The following is a 12,552-nucleotide window of genomic DNA, read 5'->3' on the forward strand; positions in this document are numbered from 1 at the left end:
GGTTGGTTCGGCACCTGCCTTCGTGGGGGTTCGCGTCGCCCCGGGGTGGACGATCATTCGCCGCGTTCGCACAGGTCATTCCTGCCGATCGCGGAAATGAGGGAAATGAGAATTCCATCGGGTGTCCCGCCGTGGCGAAAGCGCGGCCGACTGGTGGGCACCGCACTGCTGCTGACGGCGCCGTCCCTGTTCGGGGCCGCGGCGCCCGTCGCGCAGGCCGAACGCATCGACGGCAACGTCACGGTCACCGTCGTGCGGGACGTCGACTCCGACGGCAGCTGGACCCCCGCCCTCGAAGTGGGCGAACCCGGCATCCCCGTGACGCTGACCGATGCTTCGGGCCATGTCGTCACGGTCACCACCGGCGCGGACGGCAAGGCGCGTTTCGCGCCCTCCGCACTCGGCCTGACGGGCGGCCGCTACCGGGCGGAGGCCGTCATCCCGCCCGACAAGCCGTACCTCCAGCCCGCCCAGGCGGGCGGTCCCGCGCCCTCGCTGTCGTCGCTCGTCGAGTTCGTCGACGTGAGGGGCGGCAAGAACGCCGAGGTCGTCACGGGTGTCCACAACCCGGCCGACTACTGCCAGGCCAACCCCGACCTCGCCACGCCCTGCAACCGGCAGGACGGCATCGGCAAGGTCGGCACCAAGGCGCTGGTGTCGTGGCCCTACGACAGGACCGGCGACGCTCCGCCGCCGACCGACGAGGCCACGTTCGACAAGATCGGCGCCACCTACGGCCTCGCGCACAAGCGGGACACCGACCAGCTCTTCGTGGGCGCCCTCACCAAGCGCCTCGTCCCGTACGGACCCGCGGGCCCCGGCGGAATCTACCTGGTGGACCGCAGGACCAAGCAGACCTCCCTGTTCGCGACCGTCCCGAACGCGGGCACGGCGGTGCACTCCACGGACCTCACGCGCGACAGCATGGAGATCAACAACGCGGTCGGCAAGGAGGGCCTCGGCGACCTCGACCTGTCCGAGGACGGCCGCACGCTGTACGCGGTCGGCCTCAAGGCCAAGAGCCTGTACGCGTACGACGTGACGGGCGCGGCGCCGGGCAAGGCACCGGCCACCGCCAAGCAGGTCATCGCGATCCCCGACCCCGGCTGTCCGACGGGCCCCGACGACTGGCGTCCGTACGGTCTGGGCATCCACGACGGAGCGCTCTACGTCGGCGGTACGTGCAGCGCCGAGTCCTCCCAGAAGAGCACGGACCTGCGCGCGTACGTACTGAAGCTGTCCGGAACCACCTTCAGCACGGTGGTCTCCCACGACCTCAACTACGAGCGCGGCATGGGCTATGCGTCGGTCAAGGGGGACACCGCCTGGCGGCCGTGGTTGCAGACCTGGGACCCGCACAAGTGGTTCCTCCAGGCCAACTTCCCCGGGCCGATCCTGTCCGACATCGTCTTCGACCGGGACGGCTCGATGGTCCTGGGCTTCCGCGACCGCCTGGGCGACCAGGCCGGGTACGAGGCGCTGGCCCCGGAGGGCAGCACCGACACCGCCCAGCGCTCACTGTTCCCGGCGATGGGCGACATCACCCGGGTGTGCAGGACCGCGCACGGCTGGGTGTGGGACAGCGAGGGGCCCGAGTGCCCCAACCACTTCGTGAACGGCAGCGCCCCGCCCCAGCAGGACGGGGTCAAGGAGTACTACTACGGCGACTCCACCCTTGGGCAGCTCGCCGAGTCGGTGCAGGGGGGCCTCGCGTTCGCTCCCCGCTTCACCCACACCGTGGCGACCATCGTCGACCCGACCAACATCTTCACCGGCGGGGTGCGCAAGTTCGACAACACCACGGGAGCGGGCTCGGGCGACTACGAAGTCGACGGTGGCGTGGGCTCGTTCGGAAAGGCCCAGGGCCTCGGTGACCTGGAACTCCTCTGCGACGAGGCACCCGTGCAGATCGGCAACCGGGTCTGGTTCGACCGGGACCGGGACGGCATCCAGGGCCCGACGGAGGAGCCCATCCCCGGAGCCACCGTGACCTTGATGGACAAGGACGGCAAGGTCCTCCGGACGACCCGTACCAACAGCCGCGGCGAGTACTACTTCCAGGTGAAGCCGCGCACGGCCTACCAGATCAAGTTCGACGTCCTCACCGCCGACACCAGCGGCATCCCGGAGAAGCCGAAGCCGGCCGATCTGGTTCCCACCGCCAAGGAGCGCGGATCCAACCGCTCCATCGACTCCAACCCCGATCCCAGGACTCAGATCGACACCCTGACGACCGGGGACGCGGGTCACAACGACCATACGCACGACGCCGGTTACCACCTCCCGCCCGAAGGCAGTCTGAGCGTCGTCAAGAAGGACGCCGCCACCGGGAAACGCCTCGCCGGAGCCGTCTTCCAGCTCTGGCGCGAGACCAACGGCCGCCCGGGGCTGCAGACGACCGGCGACGCCCAGGACACCCGCGTGGGCGGCCCCTGCACGACTCCGGCCGACGGAGCCTGCCACACGACGGGCCTGCCCCCGGGCACGTACTACTGGCAGGAGACGGCGGCGCCCGCGGGCTATGCGCTGCCCGCCCCCGCAATCTTCGGCCCCGTCGAACTGACGGCGGACAACGCATCGGAGGGAGTCACTCTCGACGCCGCCGACCACGCCGTACTGGGCCGGATCGAGCTGCTCAAGAAGGACGCCGCCACCGGCGACCCGCTGGAGGGCGCGGTCTTCGAGCTGTGGCGCGAGACCAATGGCCGTCCGGGACTCCAGCGGGAGGGCGGCGATCTCGACACCAAGGTCGGCGCCGGCTGCGCGACCGACGAGGACGGACGGTGCGTCTTCAGCCAACTCCCGCCGGGTCAGTACTACTTGTACGAGTCGGCCGTGCCGGAGGGGTACCGCAGGCCCGACCTCGCCGTCACCGGCCCGTACACCGTGACCGAGGCCAACGCGGCCCAGGGCGTCGAGGTGGTGCGCGACAACACCAGAGGGGAGCCCCCGAAGGGCAAGTAGGCCGGCAGCCGAAGAGGGGTGAGCGCGGGCCGGACCCGCGCTCACCCCTCCCGGATTCCTAGAGGATCGTGCTGCCCAGGTCCCGGCCCGGCGCCGCGCCCGGCAGCACGTAGAAGAGGGCCGAACCCCAGTGTGTGGCGTACCCGTTGAGGGCGTCGGCCGCCGCGAGACGCCGCTGCACCCGGACGAACAGATCCGGGTCGTTCAGGTACGCCAGGAAGAGCAGGCCCCGGTCGGTGGGCCCGTTGTCGTAGGAGTACCCCCGGCGCAGCATCCGCGCGCCGCCGTCGAAGCGGGGGTGGGCGAGGCGCACATGGGCGTCCGCGGGAAGAACGTAACCGCCTTCGGGCGTCTTGGCGTAGAGGTCGGGGTCGTCGTGTTCGGCGCCCCCGTTCAGTGGCGCACCGCCCTCCTTGCGCCGGCCGATGATCCGCTCCTGCCGGGCCAGGGGGAGCTGTCCGAACTCCTCGACGGCCAGCCTGATCCGGCGTACGACGAGGAAGGTGCCACCGGCGTACCGGCCCGGACCGCCGAGCCACACCCAGCGCTCGCGCTCCTCGGCGGTCGGGTTGGCGGTGCCGTCCTTGAAGCCGAGCAGGTTGCGCGGGGTCTCGCCCGCGCCGGTCCCGGCCGCGGGTGGTTGCGGCAGGAACGCCGCCTGGCGCCAGCGTGGCCGCAGTACCCCGGAGCCCGCGTGTGCGAGCACCGCCGCGAGGCGCTCGCAGGACCGCTGGTCACGCGCGCAGACCTGCACCACGACCTCGCCACCGCCTGCGGTGCCGTCCAGTTCGTCGCCGGGGAAGGCGGGCAGCTCGCGCAGCGCCTCGGGGGAGGCGACGCCGAGCCGTGGAGGCAGTCCGGGACCGATGCCCACGGTCGTGGTCGATCCCGGCTCGGCACCACCGATGAGGGCAGTCCAGCGGGAGAGGAGGCGGCGCACCGCGGTCCGGCCCGAGGCGCCGCGGGTGGCCGGGGTCAGGTCGTAGGAGGCGACCAGGGCGTACGGGGGCTGGGGGTCGCTCACGCCCCGCTGGCGGGCCGGCCCCTGCGCGGGTGCGCCTGCGGCAGGGGCGCCCGTACGGGCGGGGGCGGCCTCGCAGCCGGTCAGTGCGCAGGCGGCCGGGAGCGCGGCAAGCACCGTGCGCCGCCGGAGTCCGAGGCCGTTCAACTCATCATACAAAGCAGGGCATTTCGTCAGGAACGGGATCGGCACGATACACCTGTGCCCATGCGATTCCCCACCTCCACGCCCAAGCTCCTGGGCCCCTCGTCGAGAGTCCTTCGTGCCGTGCTCGCGGCCTTGTGTGTGCTCCTGGCGGTGAGCTGCGCCGCACCGGGCACCGACGACCCGCGCCCGGCCGGAGGCCCTGCCTCGGTGCTGCGCGTGCCGGGCGAGTACCCCACCATCCAACGGGCCGCGGACGCGGCCCATCCGGGTGACATGGTCCTCGTCGCGCCCGGCGTCTACCGGGAGAGCGTCCTGATCGCCACGCCCCGCGTCGTGCTGCGCGGCGCGGACCGCAACTCCACCGTCATCGACGGAGAGTTCCGGCGTGCCAACGGGATCACGGTCACCGGAGCGGGTTCGGCCGTCGAGAACCTCACCGTGCGCAACCACCTCGCCAACGGCGTGCTGCTCACCGGCGTCACCGACCGTGCGCGGCAGTCCGCCGGAGCGGGAGGGGCGGGCTACGCGCGCCTCGATCCCCGCGCCTTCCCACCGCTCCGAGGCTTCCGCGCCTCCTACGTCACCGCCCACAACAACGCTCTGTACGGCATCTACGCCTTCGACGCGCGCGACGGCCTCATCGACCACTCCTACGCCTCGGGCCAGGCCGACTCCGGCATCTACGTCGGCCAGTGCCGCCCCTGCAACACCGTCGTACGCGCCAACACCGTCGAGCACAACGCGGTGGGCATCGAGGTCACCAACGCCTCCGAGGACCTCTACTTCCTCGGCAACACCGCCCGGCGCAACCGGGTCGGCGTGACGGTCAACTCCAATGACCTGGAAGCGCTCGGGCCCCAGCACCGGGCGGTGTTCGCCGGGAACGCCGTGACCGACAACAACGACGCGGCCAGCCCCGAACAAGCCGACGGCGGTTACGGCATCGGCATCGGCGTCGGAGGCGGCACGGACAATCGCTTCGAGCGGAACCTGGTCAGCGGCAACGTCCGCGCGGGGTTCCTGCTGTCCGACGTCCAGGGCTACCCGGTGGCCCGCAACACCGTCTCCGCCAACCGGGTTGCCTCCAACGGCACCGACCTGGTCCTGGCCGCGGCGGGGGTGGCGGACAACTGCTTCGCCTCCAACGCCGAGCAGAGCACCTCGCCGACCGGTCTCGCCGACGCGGCCGGGTGCGGCTCCGCCGCCGCCTCTCTGCCCGGTCCGGGCGCGCCCACACCCGCCACGGCCCCGCCCGGCCTCTCCTTCCGGCGGGTGCCGCCCCCGCCCGCCCAGCCGACCATGACCGGCGCGCCCTCCGCCCCGCCCCGCGCGGCCGTCGGACTGCCGGGGCCCGCCACACCGCAGGCCTACCCGCTACCGGCCGCCTGACCGGACCGCTCCGCCGCACAGGGGCAAGCCACCCGGGGGATATCACGTGGTCCAGGGTCCGTCAGGCATGGCCGGCTTCGGGCCCGCCCGGAACTCCACCGAGGCCGGAGGCGCCCCTGCCTCCAGCGACGCCTCCACCTTCCCCAGGGTGCCGTCGGTGGAGACCCAGTACGTCAGACGGGAAGGCCCGCCGCGCGGGTGCGGGCCTTCGAAGACGGCGTACGCGCGGCCGTTCAGCTGCTCCTCGCGCAGCCACCGGGGCCCGGCCTGCGCCAACAACTGGGCGTTCTCCGGGCGGTCGCTGCCCAGCGTCAGGACCAGCCGCAGGCAGCGGTCGAGCGGATCCCTGGTGTAGCCGCGCGGCGACCAGCGGGGCGCTGCCGAGACGCCCCGCGTTCGCGGGCGCACCGCGATCCCCGCCGGGTCCCAGGCGACCGCGCCCTGCGCCGCGGCCGCGGCATAGGTGCCCGAGGCGCGGTGCGCCCGGTAGTCGACCACGCCTCGCACTTCGATCGCCGAGGCGCCGGATCCCAGAGTGACGCGCACCGCCAGCGGGCTCGACTCGTACGCCGTGAAGCGGGCGAGTGCCAGCTGCTGCGCCTCGTCCTGGGTGACGGGCCGGGCCCCGTCGTCCGCGGTGTCGGAGCCGCAGGCGGTCAGCGTCAGGAGCAGCGACGCGGCCAGGCCCGCGACGGTCGGCCATGGTTTCGTCCACACCCGGCCAGCACACCACCGGCCGCGCCGCCACCGGGAGGCGACACGGACACCGCGGAGCGACGTTGGCTCGGACGGCCCCGCCGGGACGCGCGGCACGTCCGGTCGTGCTGCAATCCGAACGGGGGCCCGGCCCGAAGGAGGATCATGCGCGTGTCCCCGCGGCTCCGGCGTTCCGGAGCCCTCGTCACCCTCCTCGCCGTCCCGTTCCTCATATCCGTCTCGGCGTCCGCGAGCGCGTCGGCCTCCCCGCCGCCGTCCTGCGACGCGGACACCGGGCCCTACCAGTGGCAGCTGGAGCGCTACCTGGGGCTGCCCCAGGACGGCCGCCAGTCCGAGGCGGACTGCCTCGCCATCCGTGCCTTCCAGGAGCAGCACGGGGTGCGGCCCGCGAACGGCCGCGCAGACCTCCGCACGTACCGCACCACGCTGGTCGTGGAAGAGCGGAAGGCCCCGAACAAGGACGGTCGCTGCCCCCGCCAGAAGGACCTGCTCGTCTGCGTCGATCTGACCCGTCAACTCCTGTGGGTCCAGCAGGACGGCCGCGTCACCTTCGAAGCCGTCCCGGTCCGCAGTGGCCGGTTCGGGCAGCAGACGCGGACCGGGTGGCACGAGATCATCGAGCGCCGCGTGGACGACCATTCGGAGCTCTACGACAACGCGCCCATGCCGTACGCCCAGTACTTCGACGGCGGCCAGGCCTTCCACGGCACCTACAACGACTTGTACGACGGCGGTGGTTCGGCCGGCTGCATCAACCTGCGCCTCGAAGACGCCGCCCGGCTGTGGAACACGCTGGACGTCGGTGACGCCGTCTACGTCTGGGGCCGCAAACCGGCGACGTGAGGGAGCCCACACGGGGGCACGGTCCGTCCAAGCGCCGTATCCGATGACGGTTCGGCCGCCCGCTGTCGTCCGCGGAGGCCGCCGTCAGCGCCTCGGGGTCACCGTCATGCGGATGTCGTCGGCGGCCCACAGGACGAACCGTTCGACGGGAGTCACCTCGTGGCCGGGCACGGGCCGGAAGCGGAAGCGCTTGAGCAGGACGGCAAGGACCAGTTGGGCCTCGATCGTGGCCAGGGCCGCGCCCTCGCAGCTGCGCGGCCCGAACCCGAAGGGGACGTAGGCCAGCCGCGGTCGCTTGGCCACCTCCTGCGGGGTGAAGCGTTCGGGCCGGAACCTCTCGGGCTCGGGCCAGTGGTCGGCGTTCATGTGGAGGGCCCAGAACGGATAGAAGACCGTCGCCCCGGCCGGGATCTCGTAGTCGCCCAGGGCGATGGCCTCGTCGGTCTCCCGCGCACCGTAGGGGCCCGGCGGACAGAGCCGCATCGACTCCTTCAGGACCATGTCCAGGTGGGTGAGGTGGCGCAGGTCGGCGTAGGCGGGCGCCGCGCGGTCACCGAGTACGTCGTCGAGCTCACCGGCGACGCGCTCGGCGACCTCCGGGTGGTTGCCGAGCAGGTGCAGGGTCCAGGAGACGGCCACTCCGGTCGTGTGGTGTGCGGCGAGGAGCGACATCATGACCGTGTCGCGGATCCGAGCGGGCCGCTCGCCCGCCGCCACGAGCGCCCCGATCAGATCGCTGCGGTCGGCGCCACCGTTCGAGCGGTGTTCCGCGACGATTCGGTCAACTGTCGCGCGCAGGTAGGCGAGCGCCTCCGTCGCCCGCTCGGCGCGCTCCGCCCCGGGGTCGGGGTCAGCCACCTCGTAGAGCCGCCCCAGGTATTCGGTGAGCACCACCTCGAAGGCGCTGATGACACCGTCCGGTGCCGCGTCGTCCCCTCCCAGCGCGTACGCGCAGATCATGCGCAGACTGAGCGCGGTGAGGTCCTTCTGGAGGGTCACGGGCTCGCGTCCGGCCCGTTCGGCCCACTGGTCGGCGAGCGCGGTCGTCAGTGCGGTGAAGCGCGCGAAGTGCCGTTCGTGGGAGGGGCGTCCGGCGAGCACGGACAGCAGCAGACGCCGCCAGGGGGTGTGCTCCTCGGCGGGCAGCACCTGGAGGTTGCCCGCCTCGAACAGCGGGGCCAGGAAGGCGAAGAGCCGCTCGGGGCGTTTGTCGAGGTGAGCCGTCGCTTCCAGCAGGACGGGGTCCGCGATCGACACGGCCGTCTCCGCGCCCGGAAGCTGGAACCGGACGACGGGGCCGTACTCGGCGTGCAGCCACCGCTGGTAGTGGTGCAGTCCGCCCATGGCCGCGATGGCGCCGACCCCGCCGTCCGTCCGGGGCTCGGGACCGGGGATGTTCATGGCGGCTCCTCATGGCTGAAGGGTCGAATCGGGGGACGGGCCCGCCCGCCCGCCTCCGCGCGCTCTGTGGAACAGCCAACTTCAAGGGCCCGTACGGGACAAGAGCGCGATCGGGGGCCTCGACCCCGATGCACCGGGAACGTTCTGGTCGACGACCGGGCGCCCGGAGGGGCGGTGACGGACGACGTTGCGCCGGAAACGGGCGGGGGCCACCACGGCGTCACCGCCGGAAAACCCGCCCGGAGCCGGGCCGGAGCGTAGGAGGCCCCGCCTGGAGCAGGGGGTGAATTCGGCCAGATAGCAGGAGTTGACCAATGGTCAGGATGTGTAACGTTCGAAGCGAGTGAGCAACGCTGACACGGGGCGAGGAGGGGGCAGTGAGCGGGGTAGTGATCTATCTGCCGCAGGCGACGGGGGAGACGGCGGGTGAGCCGTCGGGCGACGCGGTGACGCTGCGCCTGGGACCCGGCGAGGTGGCACGTTTCGGGCGGGGCTCCGCGACGACCCCCGTCGAACTCCGCCTCGACGACGAGGCGATCTCCCGGCTCGCCGGGGAGATCCGGGTGACCGACGACCACTGGCAGCTCAGCAACCTCAGCACGACGCAGAGCTATCTCGTGGAGAACCCGGAGGGTGCGGGGGAGTATCTGCGGGTTCCGCCGCGGCGGGCCGGGGCTCCCATCCCCTTCGAGTTCTCGCGGGTCGTGCTGCCCACCCGCCGCAACACCACCGTCTCCTTCCAGGTGTTCGCCCCGGACCACGTCTACCTGGACCCGGACGGCCTGGGCGGTCAGTGGGGGAGCCGCACCCTCACGGCGTACTCCCTGGACGAGACGGCCCTGTACTTCCTCATCCTCGTCGCGCTCTGCGAGCCCCGGCTGCGGGACGAGTCGCCCGTCGCGGTGCCGACCACGCCGCAGATCGTCGAACGGCTCAAGGGGCATCCCATGTGCGCGCGGCTCACGGCGCGGGCGGTCAGCTCGCACATCGACTACCTGGCCGACGAGAAGATGCGGATCAGCGCGCCCGCCGAGTCCGGGCCCCGCAGGGAGGCCCGCCGCAACGGCAAGCGCGAGGCGATCGTCGGCCTTGTGCTGCGCTTCGGTCTCGTACGGGAGGAGCACCTCGCGCTGCTGCCGTCCCGGACCGGGGCGACGGCGCAGGAGCGGGGGCCGCGGGATGAGGCGTGAACCCGCGCTCGGCGGCGGGCGGAGGACCGGAGGGGGACACGGTGCACGGTCCGGCCGACACCTCGGGAAGTGACCGCACGGAGCTCCTTCCGGGCGGCTACCGCGTGGGCCGCTGGGAGGTCACCGAGCCGATCGGCACGGGCGGCTGGGCCACGGTCTACGCCGGGCGCCCGGTCGAGGACGGCGAGGGCGGCCCCGGGGCGGCCGCGGACGCCGTGGCGCTCAAGGTGCTGCCGACCGCCGATCTGGCCCCGAGCCAGGCCCGCCGGGTCGCCGAATCGGCCCGGCGCGAGGTCGAGTTCGGCCGCAGGTCCTCCCACCCGAGGCTGATCCGCCTCCTGGACACGGTCGTGCTCAGCGAACCCGACCACCCGTCCCTGGACGGCGCCATCGTGCTGGTCATGGAGCGGGCCGAGCGCAGCCTGCGCGATCTGCTCACCGCCGGTGTGTCCGGGACCGAGGCCGCCCGGCTGGTCACCGGCATCTGCGAGGGGCTGGCCCATCTGCACCGCAGTGGATGGGTGCACGGCGACCTCAAGCCGGACAACATCCTGCTCATGGCGGACGGTTCGGTGAAGCTCTCGGACTTCGGGCTCGTCACGCGGCTGACCGGCACCCACGGCACCCACGGGTACGCGCCTCCGATGGGCACCTTCGACTACCTTCCGCCCGAGCGCTGGAAGGCGCCGCTCGGCGAGCAGGGCGTCGAAGTCCGGCCGAGCGCCGACATCTGGGCGCTGGGCATCACCCTCCACGAACTCTTCGCCTCCGGCGCCTCGCCGTTCCCCGGGGCCACTCCCATGGCCCGCGGCGCCGCGGCCCAGGAGTACGCCGACGGGCGGGCTCCGCTGCGCCTGGACGGCGCGCTGCCGCCGTTCTGGCGGACGCTGGCCGCCGACTGCCTGGCCCCGACGCACGCCGCGCGTGCCGAGCACACCGCCGAGAGCCTGCTGGCGCGCATCGGCGAAGGGCGGCCCGACGGAACCGACGACGCGCGCCCGCGGCAGCCGGTGCCCGACCGGCGCAGAGCGGTGCGCGCCGCGGTCGTCACCCTTGCCGTGTGCGCGGTGGGCGCGACGATCTGGCCGCACCTCATGGGCGACGCCCCCGTCGGAGGGTCCGGTGCGCGGGATGGATCCGGCGGCCGGATCCGGGTGTTCAACGCCGAGCAGAGCTGCCGGGGCCGCGACGACCGCGAAGCGCAGTGCAGCCTCGGCCTCGCCATCGATCCCACGCGTCCCTACACCATCGACAACGTCGTACCGACCCGGGTGTGGGACGGCGACGAACTCGCCGTCGACTGCCGGTTCAGCCGCGGCATGGTGATCATCGACGAGTCGGACATGAAGTCCGCCGACTGGTACCAGGTCCGCTTGCCGCAGGACTCCGCACACCCCACCGCCTGGCTGCCCGCCGTGCGCACGAAGGACCGCCCGCCGGTCCCCGACTGCGCGGCTCCCACCACGTCCGCACGGTGAGGGGCCCCGGCCCACCGGGGACCCGCACCGCTCCGAGGTGTCCGAGGCCCTCCCCCCCCGTTACGCCGCTGTCAACTGCCGTGCCCAGCAAGGGGAATGGGGGCACGGCGGCGGAACATCGGCGCCTGCTCAGTCCATCGCGGATGCTCCCGCTCGTCACTCCGGATCGTTCCGGATACCGGACCCGAGGCCCCGCGACTACCGTGCGGACCGCCGGCCCCCGGACCGCGCCCCCCTCTCACCCGGCACACGAGCCGCACACCACCAGGAGGTTCTGTTGAGCGAGCACCGCCCCTCCCGCAGGAATGTTCTGAAGGCCGTCGGCGGAGCCTCCGCCGCCGTTGCCCTCGGCGCCGGGACCGTCCTTTCGACGGCGTCCGCGGCCAGCGCGGCCGACGACGGCTTCGGGCTGCGCATCGTCGACCGCGGCGAGGGCGATCCCCGCATGTGGTACTACCGCTTCCAGACCGCCGAGATCGGCTGGCAGCCCGCCGTCAACGTGCTGCTTCCCGACGACTACCACACCAGCGGACGCACCTATCCCGTCCTGTACCTGCTGCACGGCGGCGGCAACGACCAGGACTTCATCACCTTCGACCGCCTCCACATCCGCGACTGGACGGCGGGCAAGCCGCTCATCGTGGTGATGCCCGACGGCGGCCACGCGGGCTGGTACTCCAACCCGGTCACCTCCTTCGCGGGCCCGCGGAACTGGGAGAGCTTCCACATCAACCAGCTCATCCCGTGGATCGACGCGAACTTCCGGACCTACGGCGAGTACGAGGGCCGCGCCGTCTCCGGGTTCTCGATGGGCGGCTTCGGCGCGCTGAAGTACGCGGCCAAGTACTGGGGCCACTTCGCCTCGGTGAGCTCCCACTCCGGCCCGGCCAGCCTGCGCGGCAACGCCGGCGGCATCGCGGGCGGCGTCGTGCACTGGGCGAACGCCTCCTCCGCCGCGATCGAACTGAACGGCGGCACCGTCTACGGCGTTCCCTGGGACCAGAACCGGGTCAGCATGGACAACCCCTGCGAGCGGGTCGAGAGCTACCGCAACAAGCGGATCTTCATGGTCGCGGGCACCAGCCCCGAGCCCACCTTCTGGGACACCTTCAACGAGACCGCCGTCCTGGAGACCCAGCGCGAGTGGCGCGGCTACCTCGACCGGGCGGGCATCGCGCACGAGTGGTACGAGGTGCCCGGCGGCCACTTCGTCCGCCCCGACCTGTTCATCCGCGACCTCGACGGCATCGTCGGCCGGCTCCGCAAGGCGTAGCGCCGGGCGACCGGGCAGGGCCCGGGGGGGGGGGGGGGGGGGGGGGGGGGGGGGGGGGGGGGGGGGGGGGGGGGGGGGGGGGGGGGGGGAGGGATGGACGGGGGAGGGGGGAGGGGAAAGAGGAAGGGG

The 12,552-nt window shown here is 72.7% G+C and carries 9 protein-coding genes; 6 read left to right on the forward strand and 3 right to left on the reverse strand.

All coding sequences use genetic code 11. The features are described 5' to 3' along the window. Positions 1 to 105 precede the first annotated feature (105 nt). Complete coding sequence (locus tag AC07F3_RS04990; protein ID WP_479110533.1) at positions 106 to 2,964, forward strand: SpaA isopeptide-forming pilin-related protein; 2,859 nt, start codon at positions 106 to 108, stop codon at positions 2,962 to 2,964. A gap of 58 nt (positions 2,965 to 3,022) precedes the next feature. On the opposite strand, the gene AC07F3_RS04995 is transcribed toward AC07F3_RS04990, so the two are convergent. Beyond that, positions 3,023 to 4,132, reverse strand: a complete 1,110-nt coding sequence (locus AC07F3_RS04995) for a Dyp-type peroxidase (protein WP_479110535.1) — start codon at positions 4,130 to 4,132, stop codon at positions 3,023 to 3,025. A gap of 60 nt (positions 4,133 to 4,192) precedes the next feature. On the opposite strand from AC07F3_RS04995, the gene AC07F3_RS05000 reads away from it, so the two are divergent. Beyond that, positions 4,193 to 5,521, forward strand: coding sequence for a right-handed parallel beta-helix repeat-containing protein (locus AC07F3_RS05000; protein WP_479110537.1), 1,329 nt, complete (start codon positions 4,193 to 4,195; stop codon positions 5,519 to 5,521). 42 nt (positions 5,522 to 5,563) lie between these two features. Here AC07F3_RS05000 and AC07F3_RS05005 read toward each other — a convergent pair whose 3' ends face one another. Beyond that, positions 5,564 to 6,238 carry a hypothetical protein gene (locus tag AC07F3_RS05005; RefSeq protein WP_479110539.1) on the reverse strand — a complete coding sequence of 225 codons (675 nt, stop codon included), beginning with the start codon at positions 6,236 to 6,238 and terminating at the stop codon, positions 5,564 to 5,566. Positions 6,239 to 6,382: 144 nt separating this feature from the next. On the opposite strand from AC07F3_RS05005, the gene AC07F3_RS05010 reads away from it, so the two are divergent. Further along, entirely contained in the window at positions 6,383 to 7,081 is a 699-nt protein-coding gene (locus AC07F3_RS05010; RefSeq protein WP_479110541.1) for a L,D-transpeptidase, read from the forward strand. An 84-nt stretch (positions 7,082 to 7,165) separates the two neighbouring features. Here AC07F3_RS05010 and AC07F3_RS05015 read toward each other — a convergent pair whose 3' ends face one another. Continuing rightward, positions 7,166 to 8,482, reverse strand: coding sequence for a cytochrome P450 (locus tag AC07F3_RS05015; RefSeq protein WP_479110543.1), 1,317 nt, complete (start codon positions 8,480 to 8,482; stop codon positions 7,166 to 7,168). A 377-nt stretch (positions 8,483 to 8,859) separates the two neighbouring features. Between AC07F3_RS05015 and AC07F3_RS05020 the strand changes: the two genes are divergently transcribed. From AC07F3_RS05020 to AC07F3_RS05030, 3 genes are all read left to right on the forward strand, one after another. Next, positions 8,860 to 9,672, forward strand: a complete 813-nt coding sequence (locus tag AC07F3_RS05020; protein WP_479110544.1) for an FHA domain-containing protein — start codon at positions 8,860 to 8,862, stop codon at positions 9,670 to 9,672. Then, on the forward strand, positions 9,669 to 11,150 hold the full coding sequence (locus AC07F3_RS05025; RefSeq protein WP_479110546.1) for a serine/threonine-protein kinase: 1,482 nt from the start codon (positions 9,669 to 9,671) through the stop codon (positions 11,148 to 11,150). Before AC07F3_RS05020 ends, AC07F3_RS05025 begins: the two co-directional genes overlap by 4 nt. A 277-nt stretch (positions 11,151 to 11,427) precedes the next feature. After that, positions 11,428 to 12,423, forward strand: a complete 996-nt coding sequence (locus AC07F3_RS05030) for an alpha/beta hydrolase (RefSeq protein WP_479110547.1) — start codon at positions 11,428 to 11,430, stop codon at positions 12,421 to 12,423. Positions 12,424 to 12,552 lie beyond the last annotated feature (129 nt).

The sequence above is a fragment of the Streptomyces sp. NPDC045846 genome (assembly GCF_056431605.1).

Coding starts and splice junctions, on each gene's coding strand:
- AC07F3_RS04990 (WP_479110533.1), top strand. CDS start 106: ATGAGAATTCCATCGGGTGTCCCGCCGTGGCGAAAGCGCGGCCGACTG.
- AC07F3_RS05000 (WP_479110537.1), top strand. CDS start 4,193: ATGCGATTCCCCACCTCCACGCCCAAGCTCCTGGGCCCCTCGTCGAGA.
- AC07F3_RS05010 (WP_479110541.1), top strand. CDS start 6,383: ATGCGCGTGTCCCCGCGGCTCCGGCGTTCCGGAGCCCTCGTCACCCTC.
- AC07F3_RS05015 (WP_479110543.1), bottom strand. CDS start 8,482: ATGAACATCCCCGGTCCCGAGCCCCGGACGGACGGCGGGGTCGGCGCC.